Annotated in this window: 22 protein-coding genes; 13 read left to right on the top strand and 9 right to left on the bottom strand. The window is 53.0% G+C overall.

Going from position 1 to position 26,185, the window contains the following annotated elements; all coding sequences use genetic code 11:
* Nucleotides 1-38 precede the first annotated feature (38 nt).
* On the top strand, nt 39-2,678 hold the full coding sequence (locus tag MK110_13175; GenBank protein ID MCH2212249.1) for a PSD1 and planctomycete cytochrome C domain-containing protein: 2,640 nt from the start codon (nt 39-41) through the stop codon (nt 2,676-2,678).
* Nucleotides 2,675-4,102 (top strand): DUF1501 domain-containing protein, encoded by a 1,428-nt coding sequence (locus tag MK110_13170; protein ID MCH2212248.1) that lies wholly within the window; start codon nt 2,675-2,677, stop codon nt 4,100-4,102. Before MK110_13175 ends, MK110_13170 begins: the two co-directional genes overlap by 4 nt.
* 242 nt (nt 4,103-4,344) lie before the next feature.
* On the opposite strand, the gene MK110_13165 is transcribed toward MK110_13170, so the two are convergent.
* The 4 genes from MK110_13165 to MK110_13150 all read right to left on the bottom strand — a co-directional run bounded on the left by MK110_13165 (nt 4,345) and on the right by MK110_13150 (nt 10,305).
* Nucleotides 4,345-5,631, bottom strand: coding sequence for a PQQ-like beta-propeller repeat protein (locus tag MK110_13165; protein MCH2212247.1), 1,287 nt, complete (start codon nt 5,629-5,631; stop codon nt 4,345-4,347).
* Nucleotides 5,632-5,890: 259 nt separating this feature from the next.
* Complete coding sequence (locus MK110_13160) at nt 5,891-7,624, bottom strand: serine/threonine protein kinase (protein ID MCH2212246.1); 1,734 nt, start codon at nt 7,622-7,624, stop codon at nt 5,891-5,893.
* Nucleotides 7,625-8,647: 1,023 nt separating this feature from the next.
* Complete coding sequence (locus MK110_13155; protein ID MCH2212245.1) at nt 8,648-8,920, bottom strand: hypothetical protein; 273 nt, start codon at nt 8,918-8,920, stop codon at nt 8,648-8,650.
* A gap of 563 nt (nt 8,921-9,483) precedes the next feature.
* On the bottom strand, nt 9,484-10,305 hold the full coding sequence (locus tag MK110_13150) for a sugar phosphate isomerase/epimerase (GenBank protein MCH2212244.1): 822 nt from the start codon (nt 10,303-10,305) through the stop codon (nt 9,484-9,486).
* Between the two features lie 447 nt (nt 10,306-10,752).
* Between MK110_13150 and MK110_13145 the strand changes: the two genes are divergently transcribed.
* Together MK110_13145 and MK110_13140 are read left to right on the top strand one after the other, a co-directional pair.
* Entirely contained in the window at nt 10,753-12,198 is a 1,446-nt protein-coding gene (locus tag MK110_13145; GenBank protein MCH2212243.1) for an AAA family ATPase, read from the top strand.
* A gap of 129 nt (nt 12,199-12,327) precedes the next feature.
* The gene (locus MK110_13140; protein ID MCH2212242.1) at nt 12,328-13,107 is read left to right on the top strand and encodes an inositol monophosphatase; all 780 of its coding nucleotides are present in this window, start codon (nt 12,328-12,330) and stop codon (nt 13,105-13,107) included.
* On the opposite strand, the gene MK110_13135 is transcribed toward MK110_13140, so the two are convergent.
* Entirely contained in the window at nt 13,085-14,755 is a 1,671-nt protein-coding gene (locus tag MK110_13135) for a hypothetical protein (protein MCH2212241.1), read from the bottom strand. The genes MK110_13140 and MK110_13135 overlap by 23 nt on opposite strands.
* A gap of 51 nt (nt 14,756-14,806) precedes the next feature.
* Nucleotides 14,807-14,965 carry a hypothetical protein gene (locus MK110_13130; GenBank protein ID MCH2212240.1) on the bottom strand — a complete coding sequence of 53 codons (159 nt, stop codon included), beginning with the start codon at nt 14,963-14,965 and terminating at the stop codon, nt 14,807-14,809.
* Between the two features lie 391 nt (nt 14,966-15,356).
* On the opposite strand from MK110_13130, the gene MK110_13125 reads away from it, so the two are divergent.
* Nucleotides 15,357-16,832: a hypothetical protein gene (locus tag MK110_13125; GenBank protein ID MCH2212239.1), complete on the top strand. Its 1,476-nt coding sequence runs from the start codon at nt 15,357-15,359 to the stop codon at nt 16,830-16,832.
* Nucleotides 16,833-17,308: 476 nt separating this feature from the next.
* Here MK110_13125 and MK110_13120 read toward each other — a convergent pair whose 3' ends face one another.
* Nucleotides 17,309-18,187: an EF-hand domain-containing protein gene (locus MK110_13120; protein MCH2212238.1), complete on the bottom strand. Its 879-nt coding sequence runs from the start codon at nt 18,185-18,187 to the stop codon at nt 17,309-17,311.
* Between the two features lie 535 nt (nt 18,188-18,722).
* Here MK110_13120 and MK110_13115 point away from each other — a divergent pair.
* The 8 genes from MK110_13115 (at nt 18,723) to MK110_13080 (ending at nt 24,601) form a co-directional block, all read left to right on the top strand.
* Nucleotides 18,723-19,484, top strand: a complete 762-nt coding sequence (locus tag MK110_13115) for a type III pantothenate kinase (GenBank protein MCH2212237.1) — start codon at nt 18,723-18,725, stop codon at nt 19,482-19,484.
* A 183-nt stretch (nt 19,485-19,667) separates the two neighbouring features.
* On the top strand, nt 19,668-20,441 hold the full coding sequence (gene tpiA, locus MK110_13110; GenBank protein MCH2212236.1) for a triose-phosphate isomerase: 774 nt from the start codon (nt 19,668-19,670) through the stop codon (nt 20,439-20,441).
* A 117-nt stretch (nt 20,442-20,558) separates the two neighbouring features.
* A complete protein-coding gene (gene secG / locus MK110_13105; GenBank protein MCH2212235.1) occupies nt 20,559-21,158 on the top strand; it encodes a preprotein translocase subunit SecG in 600 nt (199 codons plus the stop codon).
* Between the two features lie 84 nt (nt 21,159-21,242).
* The gene (locus MK110_13100; GenBank protein MCH2212234.1) at nt 21,243-22,127 is read left to right on the top strand and encodes a YicC family protein; all 885 of its coding nucleotides are present in this window, start codon (nt 21,243-21,245) and stop codon (nt 22,125-22,127) included.
* Nucleotides 22,128-22,261: 134 nt separating this feature from the next.
* A complete protein-coding gene (gene gmk, locus MK110_13095; GenBank protein MCH2212233.1) occupies nt 22,262-22,867 on the top strand; it encodes a guanylate kinase in 606 nt (201 codons plus the stop codon).
* The gene (locus MK110_13090; GenBank protein ID MCH2212232.1) at nt 22,857-23,153 is read left to right on the top strand and encodes a DNA-directed RNA polymerase subunit omega; all 297 of its coding nucleotides are present in this window, start codon (nt 22,857-22,859) and stop codon (nt 23,151-23,153) included. Before gmk ends, MK110_13090 begins: the two co-directional genes overlap by 11 nt.
* 76 nt (nt 23,154-23,229) lie before the next feature.
* The gene (locus MK110_13085) at nt 23,230-23,778 is read left to right on the top strand and encodes a phosphopantothenoylcysteine decarboxylase (GenBank protein ID MCH2212231.1); all 549 of its coding nucleotides are present in this window, start codon (nt 23,230-23,232) and stop codon (nt 23,776-23,778) included.
* A gap of 187 nt (nt 23,779-23,965) precedes the next feature.
* Nucleotides 23,966-24,601, top strand: coding sequence for a phosphopantothenoylcysteine decarboxylase (locus MK110_13080; protein ID MCH2212230.1), 636 nt, complete (start codon nt 23,966-23,968; stop codon nt 24,599-24,601).
* Between the two features lie 128 nt (nt 24,602-24,729).
* Here the strand turns inward: MK110_13080 and MK110_13075 are convergent, their stop codons facing one another.
* Together MK110_13075 and ubiE are read right to left on the bottom strand one after the other, a co-directional pair.
* Nucleotides 24,730-25,248, bottom strand: coding sequence for a hypothetical protein (locus MK110_13075; GenBank protein MCH2212229.1), 519 nt, complete (start codon nt 25,246-25,248; stop codon nt 24,730-24,732).
* A 202-nt stretch (nt 25,249-25,450) separates the two neighbouring features.
* Nucleotides 25,451-26,164, bottom strand: a complete 714-nt coding sequence (gene ubiE / locus MK110_13070; GenBank protein MCH2212228.1) for a bifunctional demethylmenaquinone methyltransferase/2-methoxy-6-polyprenyl-1,4-benzoquinol methylase UbiE — start codon at nt 26,162-26,164, stop codon at nt 25,451-25,453.
* Between the last annotated feature and the right edge of the window lie 21 nt (nt 26,165-26,185).

Raw genomic sequence — 26,185 nt, 5'->3', positions numbered from 1 at the left:
GCCGGGACGTCATGATCAGTTCGTGTAAGAATGTGTTTATGTTTTTATCACGTCGGTTTCTTCTTCCGGTCGTCGCTGGCTTGGGTGCAGCCTGCTCGGTTGCTCACGGGCAGAAGGAAGTATCGTCACCCTCCGAGCATCATGCTGCCTACGGGCAGGTGAAAGCCCTCCTCGCGGCAAAGTGCTGTTCCTGTCACGGCGTGCTCAAACAGCAGGCGGAGTTGCGACTCGATACGCGTAACCTCATGCTGAAAGGGGAAGTCATCGTTCCCGGGCAGGCGGCAGAAAGCCTGCTTATCGAACGTGTGGAGGATATGGGCGAAGACCGGATGCCACCTCCCGAAGACGGGGAAGCCCTGAAGCCCGCGGAAATCGCTCTCCTGCGCAGCTGGATAGACGCCGGGGCCAGAGCACCGACCGGGGAACCCGTTCCACAGAGCCCGAGCGAGCACTGGGCATTCCAAAGGCCGCGTCGCACGTCATTGCCAGGCAATGCGGGCAACCCCGTCGACATCATGCTGAATGACCGACAGGCGACACGGGGACTGAAGGCACAGCCACCCGCGGAACGCTCGATTCTCATTCGCCGACTGTACCTCGACCTCACGGGTCTGCCCCCCGTACCCGGGCAGCTCGATGATGCCCGACCGTGGGAGTCCATCGTGGACGAGCTCCTCGACAGCCCGCAGTACGGTGAACGCTGGGCCCGGCACTGGATGGACGTTTGGCGTTACTCGGACTGGTATGGCCTGGGCATGGAGGTGCGTGACAGTCAAAAGAACCTCTGGCGTTGGCGTGACTGGATCGTCACATCACTCAACGACAACAAAGGCTACGACAAAATGGTTCGCGAGATGCTCGCGGGTGACGAAATCGCTCCGAACGATCAAAAGGTCATTGCAGCCACCGGCTTTCTGGCAAGGAGCTACTACAAATTCAATCGCACAACCTGGCTTGACAACACGATTGAACACACAGGCAAAGCCTTCATGGGACTGACTCTGAACTGTGCCAAGTGTCACGATCACAAATACGACCCTATCAGCCATGTCGACTACTACAGATTTCGAGCTATTTTTGAGCCGCATCAGGTCCGCGTCGATGTCATGCCGGGAAAATTGGATCTGGTAAAAAATGGTATAACACGTGTTTATGACGGCAACCCTGCCGCCGCCACCTACCTGCACAGACGCGGCGAAGAAAGTCAGCCGGATAAGAGCAGGAATATCAGCGCGGGGCCTCCCTCCTTCCTGGCAGACGCGTGGGAGCCTCCCAGGCCGGTCGAGCTTCCACTGGAAGCCTGGCGCCCCGACATGCAACCATTTGCTCAGGAGGGTTTTATCACTCAGACGCTGACAAAGATCACCGCAGCGGAAGCCCGTCTGGAAAAGTTAAAATTCCAAAAGTCCGCTCAGGATACAAAACGGGCGAAAAGTAAAAATGAGAATTCCTTCAGCAAACCTGAAACGAGGACCAACGACAGAACGCCGGACAAAAAAGCAAAGGCACCCGTCGACGAGGTACCGGTGATCACGTCCGGTGACATCGAACTGGAAAAAGCCAAACTGAACCTGGCCAAAGCGGAATACGAGTTTGCAAAATCGCGTATCGATGCAGACAACGCTGTTTACAGAAAAACAGGAAAAGGCTCGGCGGAAACGGCCGGTCGCAGGCAGCTTGAAGTAAAGCTGGCCAGGGCAAACGTCGATCTGCTCGATTCGAAAAAAGATGCCGCCAAAGCTGCAGCGACGATCAGGAATCTGGAAGCAGATCTTAAAGCCGGAAAGTTCCCTGAGCACAAACCGTTGCCCCTTAGTCAGGTGTCTCCTGTCAGGACATCCAATAAAGACGCCCTGCCTTCTTCCGGAGGCTATCCAAAGACCAGCAGCGGTCGAAGAACGGCCCTGGCGAACTGGCTGACACACCGTGATCATCCCCTGACTGCGCGGGTGGCAGTCAACCACATCTGGATGCGACATTTCGGAACACCATTGGTCGAGACAATCAGTGATTTTGGTTTAAGGGCTCCCAAGCCACTGCATCAGGACGTGCTGGATTACCTGGCCGTTGAGTTCATTGAGTCCGGATGGGATATGAAGCACCTGCATCGCCTGATGCTCTTATCAAAAACCTGGCAGCGCAGCTCTTCCAATCTTGCGGCAGACAGGACGACTGTCTCTGCCGATCCTGGCAATCGGCATTACTGGCGCATGAACAGTCGGCGGATGGAAGCTCAGGTCGTTCGGGACAGCCTGCTTTATCTGTCGGGCACGCTTGATTTAACTCGGGGAGGTCCTCCGATCACCCCGTCTTCCGGTGCCCGGCGCCGCAGTCTCTATTTCTTTCATTCCAGAGACGGACGATCGAAGTTCCTGGCGACCTTCGACGACGCCGATGTGTTTGCCTGTTACCGGCGCAGTGAAAGCATTGTTCCGCAGCAGGCCCTGGCAATGATGAACAGTCAAACAGCAACCGCCGCAGTGAAACAGATCGCGGCAACATTCAAACAGGACATGAGTTCCGAAGCATTTGTTCGGGCTGCTTTTGAGAAGATTCTGGGCCGCCGGCCGGTAGCCGCTGAATTGGCTGAAAGTCTGGCATTCCTGAAAGAACAGAAAAAACGCGATCATTTCATTCATGTCATGATCAACCATAACGACTTCCTGGTGATTCGATGAACGACGACAGCGCATATTCGATTTCACGACGGAGTGTTCTACAGTCGGCCCCGGGCATGGGAGCCCTCGCAATCAACAGCATCGCGGCCGCTGAAAAACATGTCCGGCCAACGCCCCGCCCCCACTTCACACCCAGGGCAAAACGTGTGATCTGGCTGTTCATGCGCGGGGGTGTCAGTCATATGGAAAGCTTTGATCCCAAACCCGCGCTCAATAAATTTGCCGGAAACTCAATCGGTGAAACACCATACAAGAGTGTCCTGGACCCTTCAAAAATAAGAAAATTACGTATCCCCATCAAAGACGACGGCAACGGGCATACCCGTACAAAGATCTTCCCCATGCAGACCGGCTTTAAGAAGTATGGCCAGTCGGGAATTGAGATCAGTGACTGGTTTCCAAATATCGGAAGCTGTGCCGATGACATCGCCTTCATTCGCTCCATGTGGACCAGTGATAACAATCATGGTGCCCAGGTACAGTTTCACTCCGGCCGTCACTTTCTGGACCCGCGTGTTCCGACCATCGGTGCGTGGATCAACTACGGCCTGGGCTCACTAAGTGATAACCTGCCACAGTTCATTAACATCGGACCGCGCTTCTTCGACAGGAAGGACGGCCACTACCTCGGCCCGGCTTATGACGCGGTCAACCTTAAAATCGACGTCGGAAATCCTCTCGATTACGCGAGTCCGGGAAATGGCATGACGGCCGAAGATCAACTGAAGAATCTCAACTTGACCAACAGGCTCAATCGTCTTGCCGCCGAACAATACCCGCTCGATCCGGTCATCGAAGCCAGAATGAAGTCCTATGAACTGGCCTATCGCATGCAGTTCGCCGTTCCGGAAGTTTTGGACTTCAAACAGGAATCGAGTGAAACACAAAAACTCTACGGTCTGGATCAGCCGGAAACCAAAGACTTCGGACAGCAGTTGCTGGCAGCACGACGATTTTCTGAACGCGGCGTTCGTTTCATTCAGATCATGCATGGCGACGGCGCCGCAGGTGCATGGGACAATCATTCTAAGTTAAAGAAGGGTCACACGAAGCTGTCCGGACAGGTCGATCTGCCCACGGCCGGCTTACTGAAGGATTTGAAGCAGCGAGGTCTGCTCGAAGACACCATTGTTGTGTTCGCCACGGAATTCGGCCGCACTCCGGGGTCTCAGAGTACCGATGGCCGTGACCATCATTCGTTTGGCTTCAGTGTCTGGATGGCGGGTGGGGGCATCAGAGGTGGTGTGGCCCACGGAAGAACGGACGAACTGGGCTACCACGCGGTTGAGGATCCGCACTACGTCACGGACGTGCATGCCACCCTCCTGCACCAACTGGGCCTCGACCCCCACACCATGGAAGTTCCGGGCCACAAACGCCTCGAAAGGGACTTTGGGCAACCCATCTGGGACATCATCGCCTGAACCGAAAGGGCCATAAGAGCTGCGCTCAAACCTGCCTGGATGCACGACAGGGAACTCGCTTGGTTGGATACGGAGGCACCCATCGCCTACGTCTGCCACAACAGTATGGGCGTGATAACACACCGACTTTCCGTGTCCTCACACTGTCAGCCTGCATTCCTGTGATGCCGGATCGTTTCGACTGATGACTTCGGTTGGCGAGCCGGATTCGTCACGTACCAAAGTTGTTTGTAAATCAATTCTTAGCCCGACGGCCCGATCGCGTACAGATGATTCTCCCCTCGGATGTAGATCCGTCCCCCACTGATTGCGGGGGATGCAGAGCATCGTTCTCCCAGTCGGTTGGTCGTGATGATGTCCAACTCAGGTCCGGGTCGAATCACTGTCGTCAGACCTTTATCCGAAAGCACGTATACCTTCCCCTCAGCTGAAACCATCGAGGCACTGTGTCCGCCGCCAATTCGCTCCATCCACAGCCGTTTCCCATTTGCCGCCTCGAAGCAACTGCCGACACCTGCATCGGAAACCACCAGTAGCCAGGGACCTTCGATGATAGGTGAAGGTACATAAGCTGCACCACGCTTCGTCCGCCATTCAATATGAGTATCTGTCACATCACCGAGACCGTCCGGACGAATCGCCAGAATGTGCTTCTCGGGGTATCCGGCGGTCAGGTAAAGCATGCGATCATCAGAAACCACCGAAGCAACGAACTGTTCCGTTGGCCCCTGAATATTCCAGTGAGCCTGGCCGGTCGCAGGATCGTAGCTGAATACGGACAGACTGCCGCCAAGAACCATTTGGATTCGACCACCCAGCGTGCGAATAATGGGGGTGACGTAACTGCGGGTGTTGTTCGGTCGATCGGTTTTCCAGCGGATGTCACCAGTGAGTCGGTCCAGTGCGACAATGTAACCGTCACCGTCGTGGTCACCGTTGACAATGACAAGATCACCGTAAACGATCGGATTGCTTGAGAACCCGTGGGCACTCACGAATTCACCAGGTTTCACCTTCCACTGTTCATTGCCGTCGAAGTCATACGAGGCAACCACCATGACCCCGGGGGTGATCGGACGAGGTGTGCCGACATTTGGAGCCGGAACTGTCTGGCCATCAACTTCCAGAAAGACCACAAATACTGACTGTCCGTCCGTCGCCGGTGTGCTGGACGCCCGACTGTTGAGACGGTGCAGGGTTTCGAGGGGCGCTCTGATGACAGTCTGCTGCCAGATTGTGCGGCCCGTATCACAATCAAGGCACAGCAGGACTCGTTCCCCCGTGTCTTCAACACATGTTACGAGAAATATTCGCCCCTCCCAGACAATCGGCGATGCATGCCCTTTGCCAGGTACTTCAACCTTCCAGGCAACATTGTGACCGGATTCGCCATCCCAGCGAACTGGAACCCCGGTTTCACTGCTCGTACCGTCACCGCGCGGACCGCGCCACCCATTCCAGTTTTCGGCGAGGGTCACCGGAAGCCTCGTCATCAACAGGACCACCAAAAACACAAACATTTTTTTCATCATTGACTTTTCTCTGACGGGGACTGCATCGAGGTTACTCACCCTGAGAGTTGAAATGACGTATGACAGGCTAACTAAACAGCTTCTTCACGACACCCCTGCCGACATCAGTCAGACGAAAATCACGCATGTGGTAAGGCAGATCGGGTGTTCATGGTTGAGACCCGGCAGGCGGAGGATCGTTGCCTGCAGATCATGGAAATGGACCGAATCCTCACGGTATTTCGAAAGCTCAGGACCCGCGGAACGATCATTAATTTCAGCCGGCCGGCAGCGCAGAAGCAACGACCGCACGATCGACAATCAGCGTTTTCTCCAGAGGATCACTTACCTGACTGACCGGTTCAACGTACTCTCTGCTTTCAGAGGCACATTCTTCCGTGTCACATGTTTTGTGATCGTAGGCCGGCATACTGGACAACCACCATTCTTCAGCGTCCTTCCAGGTCCATTCCTGGTTCAGCGAACATTCTTCAAGGGCAACCAGTAAATCACGCGGGTTTTCGAATCGTTTTTCCGGCTTCTTTTCAAGACACTTCATAATTACGGACGCCAGATCCTTCGGAACCGACACATCTGTTACCGAAAAATCGGGAACGGTGGCAGTGGCATGCGCAACCACCAGCATTACAGGATTTTCATCCTGAAACGGGGGATGACCGGTCAACATAAACCAGGCAACAGCACCCAGCGAATAGATGTCCCCCCGACAGTCCGGCACAAGACCGGAGGCCTGTTCCGGACACATAAAGGCGGGTGAACCCTGAATTGTCGTCTGAACCCGCCGGAGCCCCACTCGTTGGCTCAATGCAGCCTGAACCAGACCGAAGTCGAGTAACTTGGCAACATCAAACATGTGACCTCGCTCCGAAAGGAATATGTTGCTGGGTTTGATATCCCGGTGAACCAGACCTTCACACCAGGCTTCGTGCAACGCTCCACAGATCTGCTTGAGTACATAGACAACCCGCCCCGCCGGCATACGGCCAAATTGTTTGACATACTGATCCAGATTCAGGCCCTCGAGAAACTCCATGGCATAAAAGAATCGCCCGTCCAGTGACGTACCATAGTCGTACACCTGCACGGTATTGGGATGTGTCAGTGCGGCAGTTGCCTTGACTTCCTGTTCAAATCTATCCCTCACCCGAGAATCACCCGCTTTGTCCGGGTGAATCAGCTTAACAGCACAAAGCCGCTTCAGCAGCCGATGTTCAGCCAGATACACATCCCCCATTCCACCGGAACCAAGTGGTGCTTTCAGAACGTATGCCCCCAATTCTTCGATATTAATGCTGCGATCGCGGATTCGCTCACTCACACCGGCACCCACTGCGGCACAACAGATAGCCGCAATCAGCGGGATTACGGATTCGACAGCAAACTGAAGCCGGAGGGCTCCGGAAAACTCCGGAAAGGCAGAAGTATGCAGAACCAGGCTGGCAGCCACCGTTGCCATCGGAACAGCAGCCAGAGCCGAAGCTATCAACAGTGACCGTCGGCTGGTATTGGGAATGATGACACCGTAAATCGTCACCAGTACCAGCGAAATTAAAATCGATTCACGAATCGTCAGTACATAATCATAAAACTGTCCTGACTGACTGGTCGCTTCGAGGTCGGCCAGCGTCAGACTGGCCAGAGCGGCAAAGCTGCAACCAAATACAAGTGCTTCGGTACGTCGCAATCCGGATTCTGTATGACCGTGCCGGGATTTGAACAACCATCGTGTCACACTCCAGCACAAAACCAGCAGAACACCGGCAATACCCATCCATATCGATGGCCAGACTCCTGCAATTAACTTCAGCAGCAGCAGGACAGTGAGCGTAACAACCATCATCCGGGAACTAAAACGCAGACGTTGCGCAAGAAATTTTTGCATGCGGTCGCGGCTGAGCGCATCCAGCTGCCGTTTGGCCGTTGGCCGTATATGCAGGCGGGCGGGTCGTCCGGGAACAGCGTTCTCGATTGCTGACAGACCTGAGTGCATCAGTGATCCGGTTTCCTCAATTTAGACTGGGCATCCCACCGGACAGCACCAGGTTGAACTTGACCGCACATGAGTCAGCGAATGGGAAATACATGCGGGGGAAACATAGCTCGTGTTCAGTCGCAACCGAAACAGTTGTCGCAGAACTCCACAATGAATCGAATCAGCATTTTCGACGCGAACGGAATTGAATAAACAAACCGGTGTTGCAACTTACAACGGTTGTTCAGGTGGTATGCCCGCAGCTGTCGTTATGGTCCGGATTTCGTGCGCAACCGGTCACAAACGGAGAGTAAATTCACCGGGGGTTCGATGTTTTGCAGCATCATCCACGCTCTGTGGTGCCGAGTTCACATACAAATTTTTTTCGATCGACCTTCCACATGCACCAGGCCATGTCAACATCAGTTCCTGGTGGACACGCCGTTCGTCTGGATACCAGACATACGATACAGGATTCGTTGTCAGACGCTGTTTGCCGCATCAACAGAGATATTCGCGTGCGATTCAAACGACAACGTGTTCATTTGGCAGGATCTGCCGGCAGGTGGCACGAAAAACAACTCACCCTCGGTCACTGCGTTCGGTCAGTCGTTCCGTTCTGATTCAAAACGACATCAACGCTGCCGCCTGAAATTGAAGAACCTCATTATTTCTGTTTACTTCCGAACTCACGGAAACTGATACTGCCGTCGAGCACCCGTGCCTTTATCAATCTGTCCCGTTGCGGATTCCCGGCAGAGAACAACACTCCGATGGCAGATCGCTGAACATCCGTTATCCGGATCCACCGTTTGAATGATTTCGGCAGCAGCGTGGACAAACCGACGTTTCATTCCGGCCTCAGGATACTGCAGGCCCGAACCGGCAACTTCTGCTGCTGAATACCGGTGAGCATCAGACCCGGACACAAAGTGAGCCAATCTGCCCGACAGGCGGCAGCAAAAAAACGGGAGAAAAACTGACCGCGCAGCAAAAACGGCTGCCAGAACCTGCCTGCCAGCCGTCTGTAAAATTTGGCGGTTATCGCCTTCTTTTCGCAGCTTTTTTCTTCGTCGCCTTCTTCTTGGCTACCTTCTTCTTGGCAACTTTCTTCTTGGCGACTTTCTTCTTGGCGACTTTCTTTTTAGCGGCCTTTTTCTTAGCTACTTTTTTCTTTGGCGCTTTCTTCTTGGCTACCTTCTTCTTGGCAACTTTTTTCTTGGCTGCCTTCTTCTTAGGTGCCTTTTTCTTCACCGCTTTGCGGACAGCTTTTTTCTTCGCCGCCTTTTTCTTGGTTGCTTTCTTCTTGGCCACAGAGAACCTCCTTAGAGTGTCATTGAGTGGCCGCCTGCCGCAAATACCGGGCTTCATAAATCAAACCGGGCAAGGAAGACCACGACTAAAAACCAGACCATCACACCTACCTGGTGATGGCAACACAAAATCCGTCTTGTCCTAATTCATCGTCGTGAAGTTTGCAGTGATGGCAAATCCGTCGCCACGATGTCTCAACGCAACAGACTCTGCGTGAATAACGGCGAAATCGTATTTAATAACTCAGAATGTGCAAGACTGTTACGCACCAATCATTGCGGATGTTACAGAACTTTTAAAATTATTCACACATTGATTTGACGCGCTTGCGCGACATTTTTTTGACATGGACCACACACAATGTCAAATCAACGTAAGAAATCTGCTGCGGCGTTTCACTCAATACCATCAACATCACGGGTGCGATGAACAACGTCGGTTACGCTGAGTGCGCACCAGTGAAGCACAAAAAAACAACGTGCGGACTTAACAACACAAAGTTCCGCAACCAGTTCGAACAACGCATGTGTCTCAAATATTTCGGAACGTTTTACCCGATAAAATCAAAGCGAGACCATAATTTCCTGCATGCACTGTATGCTCTCGCGCGTGATCTTTTCTGCCCCGGGTGCATAGTCAAACACTTCAACGGATACCCATCCGTCATACCCGGTATCGTGGAGCGCCTTGAGGATAGGAGTGAAATCAGTTTCCCCCATTCCGGGTCCCAGCAGGTTCGTATCATTGACGTGAAAGTGCCCGCAGATGTCTCGATACTGATAGATCAGTGACATCACTGTTTCCGATTCCGCTCCCAGCATCGCTTTCACATCCTGATGTAAACGAAATGACGGATGATCGATTTGCTCAATCAAATCGACCGCCTGAGCGCATGTGTTGACAAAATCGGTCTCTCTGCGTGTCAGCGGTTCCATACACAGCACCACATTGCTGGACTCGAATTCTGCGGCTGCCTGCCGGAACACATTCGCCGCTATTTCCGTCGCCTGCCTGGTACTCACCCCCGGCAGCAGGTTTCGTTGCTGTGGCGAACCAAAGACAAGTACATGCCCGCCTAATTTCGCACAAGTGCGAGCCAGCAGGCGGAGGTATTCGACTGTTGCCGCCTGGACACCCCGGTCGGGCGACGTCAGGTAAAACCCTTCTGTTTTCGCCAGTAACCAGTGGAGCCCGATAATGCTGAGTCCGTAATCCGCGGCAATTGATTTCATATCCGTCAGCTGACTGTCCGGAACAGATGACAGATCATCCGCTATGGAAAAAGGGGCTACTTCGATTCCCGTGTAGCCGGCATCGGCAATGATACGACACTGCTCCTGCCACGGAGTTGATTCGAACAGTTCCTGGCAAATGGCAAACTTCATAAGTAATTCTCAGCTCGAATAAGTCCGCGTCTGCGGAGTAATCATTTTCCGTCTCAGCGACTTGTCCTGTATACAGGGATGACACCCCGACCACGGCTCGGTACAGAGTACACAGTGATCAGCACACGCTGTACTGAGAACCATTCAGAGCTCCGGTTGTGCAGCCCGCAGCGTTCATATCGAATGCAATCAGTATGTTGATTGTTCAAGATCATTCACTCAACTCAATTACGCGGTTCGCATCATCTGCAAATTGAAAAACTTTGTTGCCCTTCAGCCGCGCAATGTGAATCTTCGACGTCATGCCCACCGTTTGGCAAACACAACGCCGGTCGATCCACTGCCGATTTGACCGGACAGAAGTGGTGACCTAAATGGTCGTGGACGGCTCTGCGTATTCCACCGGTACTGTCCTTACACGAATCATTGCAAATCGGGAAGCGTACTTTGAGTACTTCAATTGGGGCACAACAGCCGCCGGACGCCGGTCTTGATACACTGTTCAATCGAGTCAAACAGCTTCTTGGTGAACCGGGACCCGGTATGACATCGGGGCCGACCGGCCAGAGCATCTCCGAACGGTTCATGGAAACGGATGAATCACGTCGACCAGACTCTGCGCGGCCCGCCGCCGGCGTCTTTACACCAAAGCAGCCCGATTCGATTCGGGCCTCAGGACTCAGCGAATCAATGATTGAACGCCTGATCCTGAAGTACCTCTTCAACGTCGGCCAGAGGACTGTTCGAGGAATCGCCGGCCAGATCAAACTGCCCTTCAAAATCCTGGAGCCTTTGCTTCGGCAAATGCGAAGCGACAAACATATCGACCTGATTGGTACCACTGCCACCGGTGATTCTGAATACGCACTCACGGCAGACGGACGTGAACGGGGCAAACGATACATGGAGGAGTGTACGTACTTTGAATCTGCTCCCGTAACTCTCAAGTCTTATGTGGAAAGTGTTACCGCTCAAACCATTGAAGGCCAGGTGGTCACAGCAGGTGACCTGCAGCAGGCATTTGGTGGACTGATGATCAATACCGGAATGCTCGACAAACTTGGCCCGGCCATCAATTCAGGGCGCGGCATGTTTTTATTCGGCGAGCCAGGTAACGGTAAAACGAGTATTGCAGAACGGGTAGCCGATGCATTCGGGTCCACTGTCTGGGTGCCGCGGGCACTTGAAGTGGATGGTAACATCATGCGCATCTTTGACCTTTCCGTTCATGAAGAAGTCACAGAGGAGACCCAAAGCGGCCTGCTGGACTCGCTCGAAATCGACCGGCGCTGGGTAAAAATCAGGCGGCCCACGGTTATTGCGGGCGGTGAACTGACCATGGAAGAACTCGAAGTTACCAAGAACACTCAGTCCAACATCTGTGAATCCCCTCTGCAGATGAAGAGCAATTGCGGCACTCTGGTCATCGATGACTTCGGTCGACAAAAAATGCCGGTGGATGTCCTCCTGAACCGCTGGATCGTTCCACTGGAAAAACGATACGATTTTCTGAATCTGCCCAGTGGAAAAAAAATCCAGGTCCCCTTTGACCAGCTGATCATTTTCTCAACAAATCTGGAACCGAAAGATCTGGTTGATGGTGCGTTTCTACGCCGCATTCCCTACAAGATCGAAGTGCCGGATCCGTCCGAAGAAGAGTTTCGTCGACTGATGGGCGTTATGTGTCAGGCGATGGAAATCGAAGCCTGTGACGAGGCGTTCGAATATTTGATTGCCACCCACTACAGAGCCGCTGGACGTCCTTATCGCCTGTGCCAGCCACGTGACCTGCTGCTGCAGGTACGCAATTACTGTAATTTCCATCAACAACCGATTAAGCTCACACACGCCGCATTTGATTTCGCCGTCGAAACCTACTTCAGCATCATGTAGCTGCACGATGGATTTGACGTTGCCGCCGCAGGTTTGACTTTTCCCACAGTTCGACATTCTTCCCTGCGCGAACGAGTGAACCAGAACACGTTGGCTGAAAAGGTTTGACCGGCCCGGAGGCAAGAACAGGTGACGATTGCAAAAACTGCGCTGCACGCTGCCCGGACCGGCGGTGAGGTATTGATGAAATATTTTCGCCAGGGTGTATCGATGCGGCACAAAGGACCGGTTGACCTGGTCTCAGATGCTGACGTCGAATCGGAACATGCAATCGCTGACGTCATTCGGCAGACATACCCGGATCACCGTCTCCTGGGGGAAGAGGGACTTTCTGCCGGTACCTCTGCGGAACACTTGTGGGTGATTGACCCCCTGGACGGCACAACCAATTTCGCCCACGACATTCCTCACTTCGCCGTGTCACTGGGATACTACCACAACGGTGTGGCACAGCAGGCGGTAATCTTCAACCCGGCCCGCAATGATATTTATACAGCCGAACGGGGACGTGGGGCATTCCACAATGAGCGGCCACTGAGTGTATCTACCGCTGATTCAATGAATGAGGTTCTGATTGGCGTGGGGTTTTACTACGACCGTGGTTCAATGATGGAAGCAACACTGGCGGCCGTCAAGGATTGTTTTGGGCACCAGATTCGCGGAATTCGACGGATGGGTACGGCGTCACTGGATCTGGCTCAGGTCGCCTCTGGACAGTACGGAGCATTCTTCGAGTATCAACTATCTGCATGGGATTTCGCAGCCGGACGACTGTTAGTTGAAGAAGCCGGAGGTCACATCACTACCTGTCACGGCGCAGAACTACCCCTGGAAAAAACTTCAGTGCTGGCGTGCAGCAGACAGCTGCATGAAACTGTATGCGAAATCACTTCACGACATCATCCGTAGGTTCCATGCTGTTATTCGTGCCGTTCAAAGAGGAACATGTTGACGGCAGTTTCACATCGTAGATTCGCCACACTTTGTTTTCATAAACAGGCGTCTGGTCCGTCACAACATGCTCACGGGTGATCAGGTGTGTTATTTGCATGTTCCGCTGCATGCGGCGCAGATCAGACGGCTTCAGCGGCCGTTTCAGCTGAACGGGTCGCAGCGGGGCAAGTTTCCGGAGTCGCTTCCGCCATTCCAAAATCCCGGCACTGTCCTGCGGACAGTCTTTGAAGCATACAAACTCAGCACGTTGCGCGTGCCATTTAAACGTAACGGATTCACGAGGTGTCACGAACAGACTGTCTTCCGGTGTTTCGGCACGAACCCAGTCACAGGCCTCAATCCAGGCCGAATGCTCATCCGGCCGATAGAAATTCGGTGAGTCGCTTCGCAGTCTCCACGATATCCCCAGCACAACAAAGACAAACACGGTGGGTACAATCCACCGTACTGATGGTGCTGCTCTGAAGTTACGAATCCGCATCATCATTGCCGTCAAAATCAGCGACGCGGTCACGGGAAGCAAAGTATCGATGAGTCGAAACGGATAAAATTTCAGCAAAAATGCCCGCCATGACCACTCTGCTAAATGAAGAACGGGTCCCTGATGAAAACCAACGGCAAGCCCGACGGCGGCAATCAAAACAGCGGTAACCAACAGAAGCAGATGCTGACGCAGGACTGATTGTATACCGCTTTTATACAAACGCCGGCTGCAATAGCCGATCACCGTCAGCAGTGTGGCAGAATGAATCCATGAAGACGGTGGGAATTGCGACGGGTCAAGATGATGACCAAGTCGCATAAAAACCTGGATGCGGTCCGCAGCTGCTCGCTCCCAGTAATTCAGATCGGACCCGGACAGCATTCGGATGACGGGAATCAGTCCAGGTAAAGCGACAATCAGAGCAATGCCGTCCATTACCAACAGCCTTGAAAACCCGAACCCGGTCGACTTTAGCGGAATGCCAACATTCACCCACTGCCTGAGTGGAAAATAAAGCAGCATCAGTTCGCCTATTGATACTGCGATAAGCTGCCATGTACCTACGACCGGGTGCACAGCCACAGACAAACCCAGCAGGAAACCAGTCGTCACAAAACAACGTCTGTCGGTCCGTTTTCCGCTCTGCAGCCAGCAGGCTGTTCCTGCAAAGCCCAGGCCCCAGGCCGAAACCTTGCTTTCGAAACCTCCTAAAATCCACTCTCCGGACAGATTGCCGGTAAGTGAGACCAAGGCCAGGAGTGTCGCAGCAATCACTGTTCCGCTGCGGCTGAGGGAAAATGCGGCGCAAAGCGCTACCCACCCCCATGCCAGTACCGTGCCTGAAATTATGCGACCGGCTACCGCAACCTGTTCCAGAGAAAAGTGCTGGGTGAAATATCCGACAACGTTGAAGAAAACGGAATGCGCACTTGCTGACGTCAAAAAGAAGTCGTCGGCACAAAAGCCGGGATCCCAGGTCGCTTTCGCCTTGCAGAGATAGTGCGGTTCATTGACACCCGGAACGGGAACATGCAGCAGAGAAAAGGCTAAAAATATCGCCGCTACACACAGCACGGCCCGCGTGTCAGTGGGATTCATTCGCTGAACACTGTCAGACACGACGATCACCGACGAATGAGACCGTCGGATAAAAAACACCGAATCGCAACGTCACTTCTTTGCTTTAGCTCTGGCTGTTTTCTTCTTACTGCTGCCAGCTTTCTTTTTTTTGCCGGCAGCCGTGGTTTTTGATTTCCCGGCGCCAAATGCTTTATCCCAGTTCTTCCAGAATTCAGGTGTTGTTCCTGTGCGGACAATTGGACCACTCATGTATTCACTTTCTGATTTGCCGATATATTACGAATCCGTATTTCCAAACTCAGTCGATGCCTGCCGATGGATTTTCAGCCATACTGCTGAACAACTAACCAACCGGCGTCACTCGATATCCTGTGACAATTTCGTAACGTAAGTACATCATGTCTGTCACCAAATAATCAGATGCGGATTCTTGGCCCGATCACATTCGACGTCAAGCTATCCCTCATGAATCAACGTTCCACAGATCAGAGGATCGTCCTGCACCGTATGGGCCTGATGATCGGTATTACTCGATTCCGGCATCCGGCAGAATATGAAAAAACGTACGACTGCGCGGTCACGCAGCCGGTTGACCCTCATTCCACGCCGTCAGCTCAGTCCTCAATACCAGGTTTCTAAAATGACATCGTCACTGGTGGCCGGACTCGACATCGGCACCACAAGTATTTCGATCGTTGTCCTGAGTGAAACCGGAAAACAGGTTTCGGCAGTCAATCGACCTCATAAAGCCGGTCTGAAAGGACTCCCCCGCGGTTACGCAGAACAAAATCCGATGGTCCTGTGGAGGACAGTCGTCAATGCTCTGCAGCGGATCACCCAGGAACTGGCGGGTGGTTTAGTACGTGCCGTCGGATTGACCGGACAGATGCACAGTACACTGTTGTTGAGAGAAGATGGCGAACCGGCTGCGAACATCATCACCTGGCAGGATAAACGAGCCGCAGTCCGCGAACAAAGTGAATACAGCATTCTCGATAAAATGTTGTTGGGTATCACACCGGAGTCAATGGAACCTGCGGGCTGCAGTCTGGCTCCCGGATACATGGGCACAACCCTATTTGCGATGCAGCAACTGAATCAGCTACCGGTGAATTTTCATCGAGTGTCCTTTGTGGCCGACTGGATCGGAGGTCGACTCGCCGGTCAGCGTCCGGTGACGGATCGATCTCATGCCGCATCTTCCGGACTGTATGACCTGTGCAGAGACTGCTGGAGCGATGAACTCATGGCAGCAACCGCTACTCGTCCGGCATGGCTGCCCAGGGTCATGAATTCCGGCAGCGTCATCGGTCAGGTGAGTCCGGAAACCGCAAACGAGACCGGACTGCCGGCAGGAATTGCAGTCTGCAACGCAGTTGGGGACAACCAGGCAGCCGTTCTGAGTTCGCTTCCCCGCACTCCGGATTCATTATTGATCAATATTGGTACGGGAGGTCAGATCGTCTGGCGTATTCCTGATTTTCAGCGAGTGGAGGGAATGGATACTCGTTATCTGCCGTCAGGCCCCCGTGATAACAAACAGTCTGAACACGAATTCATGCTTGTAGGAGCAGGACTGTGCGGTGGCGATGAAATCGCCTGGATCAATCGCACGGTGCAGCAATGGTTGAGTGCTTTTGATGTGCATAAAACTGAAGAAGAAATATGGCTGGGACTGACTCAGCAACTCAGCGAGATGTCAGACGAACCACACAGATTGACATGTGAACCGTTCTTTTCCGGAACGCGACCTGAACCATCGCGCCGAGCCGTTTTTCGCAACGTCGCTGCGAACAATTTTACTCCGGCACACGTTGCCCGCAGCATTCTTAACGGCATCGTGGAATCCATGTTTCACGTCTACGAAACAGCAGCCCGCAACAGCCCCGACGTACTGAAGCGCATCGCCGTCTCGGGCAACGGCGCGCGTCAGAATCCACGACTCGTTCAGGCTGTGGAAGAACGGTTTCAAACAGCTACGAAGGTGGCGCCGTGTCGTGAAGAGGCCGCAACCGGTGCCGCAATGCTTGCCGGTGTCCATACGGACATCTGGCCTGATCTTCAAACGGCACAACAGAAAATTCACCGTGAGGCGTTAGCCCCGAAATCATCATGACGGCTTTTGCGTTTGCAATCGCAGCCCGATCTTTCGGTCTGTTAGCTGACAGGCGTCTTCCAATAGTCGGTTTGGCCCTCTGACCAGGCTGGCAAACCACGATATAATTCTGTCTGCCTCTGCTTTACGGAGGTGCCCATGTTAACTTTGACGAAATTTGAACAGTAAAAGATCAGACTCTACGTAGCACGACGGGCGCCCAGTTCCCGGTTTCAACAACAGACGTTAACCCCCTGGTCTTACACCAAACCTGTCACTTAAGGCCCTGAAGTCAAACTGTCACTCAGAAAACGGATTTGGCAGCCCGCATCTACGAACACCAGGTGGGGCGTTGTTTGTCGAACACCGCGAGGTCGACTTCCAGAGCTTAACCTTCCGCCTCTTCCGTGAAAAAGCCAGGACGGATGCAGGGAGATCCACGTCGGTGGATCTGGGGGAAACCACGCTTTACCCGCACCTTTGTTTTTATACTTGTCTTATTTCCTGTGTTGCAGGGATTCAGCCAGTTTCTCGAGGACATCACTCAGACGGACCAACTCTGCCTGCACATTCTTAAGTTGTTCCGAAGCATCTTGTTTTGTCAGCGGGGGGCTGGTCATCGCCTTGAACTCCGACCTGTCGATGAAGCCGTCGTCACTGGTATCGATTCTATCCATTGTTGCGTGCAGCCACGCGATGATTTTATCGATATCGAGCCTGCCGTCATTGTTCCGATCGAATTTATCAAAGACTCGCTGTTGGAAATGAGAGAGAAATTTCGTTCGCGCTTTGTGGCAGGCCTTCCTCATTTCCCTCCTGTTGACTGTGCCACTTGCATCCAGGTCGACATGTTTGAAGTGCTTACGAAATCTTTCAGGAACTTCCTCAATACTGATCTCACCATCTTTATTCGCATCCAAATGGGTCATCAGACGTCCGGAAAAATCACTTCGCCCACGTTTACCCCATGCCTTGCGCAGGTCGTGACGCTCTGACCCGGATCTGTCATCACCATCCTGGTGATGATTTTTGTGAATCCTGCTCCGTGCGTCCCAACGCTCTTTCCGCTTCCCAGCCCATGATTTTTTCATGGACCCACGTTCTTCTTCGTCCGGATTGTCCTCGTCCTCGGTGTCGTATTGTTTACGAATCTTGCTCCATCGGCTCCTGCGATCTTCCCATTTCCCCGCCCAGGCCTTTTTCATGGACCGGCGTTCTTCTTCGTTGAGGTTACCGTCGCCATCAGTGTCGTGTTCCTCCATCAGTTTTTCTCGCCACCGGGAGCGATGATGATCACCCTTTTCCCGTGCCTCAGCTGGCTCAACGGTCAACAGAATCACGTTGACCACAGCCAATAAAAAGATCGGTAGTCTCATAGCTGTTTTCCTGTCAGTTGACGTTGGTAATGTTTTGGTCATTTGCTCACGCGGAAAGACTGTCCGGAACCGTGGGAGGAACTCCAGCCGTTCAGTCTAACAAACTGTGGAGCATCACAGGATGATCGGAAACATAATTTTAGGCGTGCCAGGCGGATCTTGGTAATTTCCATTGCTTGCACCGGTGCAGAGTACCGAGTCGACAGCAAGTCGATTTTGGCCGCCTGTTCAGGAGAATTAAGCGTACAGTGCCCCCAGGAAATCATGTCGATTGTTGGCCGTCAACTGCAGTGATTCAGCGGGTAGGGAACACGTGTGATTGTTCAGGGTCAACGCCTAATCCGGAAAACAGGGGTTGCAATCTCGCAGGCCACCGCCGGATCACACACCCGGAGACGTATAGTTTGGGTATAGTGTTCAATATTGAATGAGCAAACAAACGCTAACAGCGGTTAAGAATCGGCGGACGTTGCCGCCCCCCCCGCAATCGCAGGGTCAATCTGTGCCCACAGGACACGAAACGGGAACTCGCAGCGTGATTCACAATATCCTGGCAGTGGATGTGGGAAACTCCCGCGTCAAATACGGCGTCTTTAAACGGGTTGATGACCAAGTCACGCCTGTTGCAATCTCGGCTGTGGAACTCCGAAAACAACCTGATGTGGCGACAAGGATGGCTGAATGGACTGATGATTACAAAATTGAGAGCTGTATTGCGGCTGGTTCGAATCCTCCCGTACTCAATCGTCTCATCGAAGACTGGCCGACACAGCTGCCGGTTGCCACATGCATCCGATCAACACAGTCAATTCCCGTCAGGCTCACCGTGGATCAGCCGGACGCAGTGGGCCTGGATCGGGTTCTCAATGCTCTGGCTGCCTCAAAACTGTATCCTGGAAAAAAACTCATCATTGTTGATTCCGGAACCGCAACAACCATCGATCTGATTTCAGCGGAGGGGGATTTCTGTGGGGGCTCGATTTTTCCTGGTCTGCGTCTTTCCGCATACGCATTGCATGATTACACAGCCAGGCTCCCGGTGATTGACATGGACGCTCAACCTGCCGCTGTCCCAAAATTGCCTGGAAAAAACACGATAGAAGCGATGCGAGCCGGTCTGTATTGGGGGCAACTGGGAGCAATCCGCGAAATCACTGATCGCCTGTGCGAAGGTACCCTCGATTCCACCACTCTTGTGTTGACCGGTGGCGGTAGTCGTATGCTGAGCTCACATTTTCCTCGTGCCCGGTGTGTTGAAGCTCTCGCTCTGCATGGTCTGGTGTTACTTACCCAATAGTTCGAACCGGTTTCCCTGCCCGACATCTGACAATCACCGGTTCAGATTTCAGGGAATTCACGTCAAAACATTAAATCATGGCAAAATTGTCGCACGGACAATCCTAGGATGCCGGACTGTACACCTGCAGCGGGACGAATCCGCTGTTTTCATTATGACAACATAAGAATGCTGGAGGATTTGATGAGGCGATTTCTGGTCGCTGGTAACTGGAAAATGAACACAGATCAGGTGACTGGCATGGCTCTGGCTGGCGCTCTGTCGACGGCTGTGCCGGAATCAGATAATGCAGTGGAAGTACTCGTGTGCCCGCCTTTCCCATATCTGTCCGGGATTGGGACAGCAACCGCGGGAAGTGGTGTCCAGTTGGGTGCCCAGGATGTGTATTTCGAACCATCGGGAGCATTTACCGGAGAAGTTTCGGTTTCAATGCTAAAGGATATCGGCTGCAGTCACGTGATTCTGGGGCACAGTGAACGTCGTCACGTAATGGGAGAATCCGATGAACTGATTAACCGTAAGGTCCGAGCCGGCATCAAAGGTGGGTTGCACGTAATTCTGTGCGTCGGTGAATTACTCAACGAACGTGAAGCCGGTCAAACCGAATCGGTGCTCGATCGTCAGTTGAGCGGTGGTCTCACCGGAGTTTCCCAGGCAGAAGCCATCGACCTTGTGATTGCCTATGAACCTGTGTGGGCCATTGGAACGGGGGTCACAGCGTCTCCCGACCAGGCAGAATCTGCCCATGCCCATATTCGCAAATGGGTGACGGACCGCTACAATTCCGACTTCGCCGACAAGGTACGCATTCTATACGGTGGCAGTGTCAAGCCGGACAATGCCCAAACATTGATGCAGCAGCCCAACGTGGACGGTGCCCTGGTTGGCGGAGCCAGTCTGAAGGCAGATGACTTTGTCCCCATTATTGGTGCGGCAAAGACTCTGGCATCAGCCTGATCGCCTGCCTGTCAGCAATATTTTGTGTCCGATCTGCGGCAAACGATTAAATAAGTCAAGTATGGTTTTCGCCGACTTGCCTCGTGAAACTACCGCAAAAACTGGAGTGTTAGCATCATGTCATCACCATTCGTCGTTGGGACGTTGTCATTTCTGCTGCTCCTCACGAGTCTGTTCATGATCCTGCTTGTTCTTATTCAACGTGGGCGAGGAGGGGGACTGGCCGGCGCATTCGGTGGACAAGGTGGACAAAGTGCTTTTGGAACGCGTGCCGGTGATGTCTTCACCAAAATCACAGTGGTTGTGGCCATCATCTTCATACTCCTGGCATCGCTGCTTGGAAGATCCATGCGTGCCGCTCAGGAAAACGCGGACAGTGAAATCGGCACGAGTTTCACCGGGGGAGCACAAACTGAAACTGATGAATCAAATTCGGAAGATGGCTCTGCACCGCCTTCTATGGAAGCCGCAGACTTTGACACTGATGAAACATCGACTGACGATGGAAACTCCTCTGCTAACGACAGTGACGAAACCCCGGCAATAACATCTGATGGCGAGGCTGCGACAGAATCAGACGATTTTCCGAATGTAGAAGCGGACAATGTCGCTCCGGACGCAGAACCAACCGGGTCCGAGGAATCGGGTACATCACCATCTTCGGACTCGGACATTGAGCCCGCGGATTCCTCCAGCGAAGATACTGATTCAGAATGATGCCCGTACCAACGTGTTTCCTCTAATCATTGGATGTGCTGTTCGTCGGGTTGTTTTAATTTATCTGCAATAAAGGTCGATAACTTGCTGCTGAGCATGACAGGATTTGGTATTTCGACAGTGGAGACGGATGTAATTTCTGTCAGCGTTGAACTTCGCTCTGTCAACAATCGATATCTTAAATTGAATATACGGCTGCCGGATGTATTAAATCGCTTCGAGAGTCAGATTGAGAAACAGGTCCGCAGCCAGATTGCACGCGGCACAGTGCAGCTTTCGGTACGTGTCCGTTTCCCCAGAAACGCTGGCGGATACGTGATTGATGCCAAAGCCGTTCAAGACTACCAAAGACAGCTTGAATCACTGTCGCAGGATTACAATGCTGCCCGGCCCCCTGAACTCAGTGATCTACTGACATTGCCGGGAGTGGTCAGAGAATCAGAACCACTGCCCGAAGTCATCGAATCGTTTTGGCTGCCACTGGAACAGGCGGTTTCAGAGTCGCTCGAGCAGTTCCACGTTTTTCGTCAGACCGAAGGTCAACAAATGTACGAAGACCTGAATCTGCAGCACCGGCTGATTTCGGAACAGGTCGACAAAACAGCAAAACTTGCCCCGGACGTGGTCACCGAATATCGAACGAAACTGCTGGAACGTCTTGTCACGAGTGTGTCCGAATCGGGTGTGGCCGTTTCAGAATCTGATGTCATTCGCGAGGTCGCCATTTACGCTGATCGGTGTGACATTAACGAAGAAATCACACGTCTCAGATCGCATCTGCAGCAGTTCACGGTTTTCCTGAGCAGCAAAGCCTCAACAGGTCGGAAACTGGAATTTCTCGGTCAGGAGTTGTTCCGGGAAATCAATACCATCGGTTCAAAAGCCAATAATGTGGCTATTGCCCACAACGTCGTGGAAATGAAAGCGGCTCTGGAACGCATTCGAGAAATTTTGCAGAATGTAGAGTAATTGCAGTTGGACAGTATTCGAGGCAGCTGTCCAAACGTAGAGACAATTAGAAACGATGGAGCTTTCCAGTTCAGTATCCGCGAAACATCCGTCAGACAGCCGATTTTCGATAAGCAGCGGTTAGGCGTGCGCTTATGTCTAACTCCGATGAAAATTTGAGTTCCGGTCCGATCGTCGTCCTGTCCGGCCCGAGTGGCAGCGGCAAGACAACCGTCGTTGAAAGACTGGTAACAGAATCCCCCGTCCCACTGACCAAATCGGTGTCTGCCACCACCCGCCCGGCACGAACGGGAGAAATTCACGGTGAAGCCTACTATTTCCTCAAAGACGCGGAATTCCGAAAAAAACTGGATCGACATGACTTCCTGGAGCATGCAGAAGTGTTCGCATCCGGTTATTTGTATGGGACACTGAGATCCGAGCTGCATCGTGCCTGGACGGAATCTGCCTGGGCATTCCTGGAAATTGATGTCCAGGGTGCCATGAAGGTAATGCAGCAATACCCTCAGGCTGTTACTATCTTCCTGAAGACACCCTCGACGGAAGAATTCGAACGCCGCCTGCGGGCGCGGGGAACGGAGACGGAAGACGTCATTCAAAAGCGTCTGGCCACTTCCGTGCGGGAACTTGAATACTCCAGTCGATACAGACATGTCGTGGTTAACGACGAACTTGATCGTGCTGTTCGTGAGATTTGCGAAATCCTGAAGGCAGAGGAGATCCAATTGCATGCTGGATGACTTCCGAGAAGACGATATTGTTCGCAAGGTTGGTGGTCGGTTCAAACTGTCCACACTGGTCCAAAAACGTATGGTGGCGCTCAACCGTGGTGCGCAGGCACTGGTTGATCTGCCAACCCGCGATCTGATGGAAATCGTGGTTGCCGAAGTGAAAGATGACAAGATTTATCTGGACACTTCAGGTCGGGTTCAGGCAGTCGCAGATGAGTCTGAAACAGTTGATGCTCTCGAAGCGTTGCTGGCGGAAGACGACGGAGGCCCCGGTGTCGATGATCTTGCGGACTGACCTACCCGTATTCCAGGGATGAACAAAGCAGTGATGCGGTTTCGGATGATGAAAGGCCTGTATTCCCAAAACGTCTATGTCCCAATCACTCAATGACTGCGAGATTCTTCTGGGCGTAACCGGCGGTGTTGCTGCGTGGAAGGCAGCGGAACTGTGCAGTCTGCTTGTTCAGCAGGGAGCCGGCGTTTCGGTGATCCTGACGGATTCCGCTCAAAAATTCATCGGCCGGACAACATTCGAAGCTTTGACCGCACGACCGGTCAGCTTAGGTCAGTTCCAACCCACTGAACATTTTCGCGGAGAGCATATTGGACTTGCTCAGCGTGCAGATCTGATCGTCGTGGCACCTGCAACTGCAGCTTCGATTGCCCGAATGGCCCACGGGTTGGCAGACGATCTGCTGACAACCACTCTTCTCGCATCCACAGCGCCGGTGCTGGTTGCACCGGCAATGAATTGCGACATGTGGTCCAAACCGTCCGTCCGGAGAAACGTGGCGCAGCTTCGGGATGATGGATACGAGATCATCGATCCGGAAAGCGGATGGCTGAGCTGTGGGCAAACTGGTATGGGCCGGATGGCCTCACCGGAAACCATCGTGACCCGAATTACCCGGCACATATAGTTTTTGCTGGTTCAGATACCCTGGATCACTGTCCTGCATTCCAAAACACGAAGTGGTTGATGGCAGAATTAAGATGAGGTTCAGAAGCTCACCTCTTTTTTGCAATACCGCCACGCATTCGCATGATTCCGTTTGAGCCGCCAATTCAATTCCGGTCCCTGGTGTTGACACCCGATAATAGAACATCATGCGTATTTTGATCACAGCCGGTCCAACACGAGAGTATGTCGATGACGTTAGATTCCTGTCCAACGCCAGCAGTGGAAGGATGGGATATGCAGTCGCAGAAGCATCACTCGAACGCGGTCACGACGTTGTACTGGTGACGGGTCCTGTCGAACTTTCAGCACCACCTGATGCGGAAGTTCACCGGATTGAAACAACCGATCAACTGAGGATAAAGTGTCTGGAACTGTTTCCACTATGCGACGGTGTGATTGCCACTGCAGCAGTATGCGATTATCGCCCGGCAAAACGTGTCGTCGGAAAAATAACGAAAACCGGACAACCCATCGTACTGGAACTGGTGGAAACTTCGGACGTTCTGGCGGAACTGGGAACCTGTAAGGCACATCGATGGGTAGTCGGCTTTGCTCTGGAGTCACAGGACCCGCGAACAAATGCCATGAGAAAGCTTCGGATGAAGCACTGCGACTGCATCGTGCTCAACGATACCGCTGCAATTTCGTCACTGGCCAACCACGTGGAGGTCCTGTCCCCGGATGCTGAGATAATTGCGGAATTCCAGGGAGCAAAAACAAGCGTTGCCGCAAAGCTCATTGAATTTGTGGAATCATCGATTGCGGTACGTCACAGTGACTGACTACAGGCTGTGTGGCGAATACCCAACCGAACAGACCCACCGCAAAGGGCCACGATGAGCCTGTGGTTCCACTGGTTTCGATTATGCGACTGTACAGGCAGAGTCAGTCGGGTCTGCGGACCGTCTGCTTAGTAGAGCCCGGCCCAGTTCCAGTAAGGAATTCTAAAGTAGTGATTCAAGCCTCGACGCCGCTGGTTGTAGCGGGAAGGCAGCAAATATGTTCGCGCCTGTGCCCGCGGCCGAACAACAGGCACCGTACTGTGTCGGAGGATTGTCTGGTGTCTTGCATTACCGGTGATTATCTCCATCGTTGAATCATGCCGGTACGATGGATTAGATTTGAATTCGGTACGATTGAAGGGGATGGATTCATAGATGCGTCGGTAGTCCGCGCCCGAAAATCGCGTCCCGACCGGCACGGATGCGTCCGTAATCGGTCTGACAGTATGATCCGCGGGCATGATACTCGGTGAGTTGGCCGAGTTAGCTATGTTCTCCTGCAGCGTCACTCCATAAGATCCCGGTGAAATTTCAATATTCCAGTCATCACCAGCCTGGAATGTTTCTGCCTGAACATGTTCACCCGTCAAACTGCATGCAGCAGCTGCGACCGACGCGGCAAGGCACATCCTGAATCGAACGGTCATATGCTCCCCCTTTGGAACTCCTCGGCCGCCAGACGCAGCAAAACGGGTTCGACGGCAACACTCCGTCGCGGGTCGCTGTGCCGAACACCACAGCTAAATCCCCACAGGCAAGCATGAAGCCGGCGTGAACCCTGTGTCAATTACGGAAGATGCAAACGGATCCAATTGAGTGCCGGCTGACGCATCGGGTAAATCGTGTGGATTATTCGGTTTGCGCGGGCTTGTGTCCGATGTAGACCGCGGCGATTCCACCGGTCAGTGATTTCCAGGAGGTCTGTTCCAGTCCAGCTTCCTCCATGATCGCAGCCAGATCGTTTCCACCTGGGAATTCCGAAACAGACTGAGGCAGATACTCGTAGGCTGCCTGTCGATTTCGGACCAGCAACTGGCCCAGCTTTGGAAGAACGTTGCGAAAGTACCATTGATAAAGGCGACTGAGCACTCGATTGTTGGGCATGGAGAATTCCAGCACGACAACGCGACCTCCCGGGCGGCAAACACGGGCCATTTCCTGCAGTCCTCCAATCGTACTGGCCACATTTCTCAGTCCAAATGCCACCGACACGATTTGAAACTGATTATCTTGAAACGGCAGCGAAAGCGTGTCAGCTTCAAGAAATCGAACATTACGACCATCTCGTTTCTCTTCGGCCAGTTGCAGCATCCGATGGGTAAAATCGGTGGCCAATACGGGCGTGTTTGCTCCTGCTGCCTTGCGCCATGCAAAAGCCAGATCACCGGTACCTGTACACACATCCAGGATGGGCGCGACACCAGTCGGGCTGGCAAACTTAACTGTTTGCGAGCGCCAGTAGATGTCCGTTCCAGCGGACAGGAAATGATTCATCAGGTCGTAGCGACCGGCGATCTCACCAAACATCTGACGAATACGCACGCCAGACTTATCAACGGGCATTGTGTGGCCTCCCGGGCCGGA

It is taken from the genome of Fuerstiella sp., from assembly GCA_022447225.1.
Lineage (GTDB): Bacteria > Planctomycetota > Planctomycetia > Planctomycetales > Planctomycetaceae > S139-18.
The sequence above is the reverse complement of the archived record's forward strand: the minus strand, read 5'-3'. Positions and strand labels throughout refer to the sequence as shown.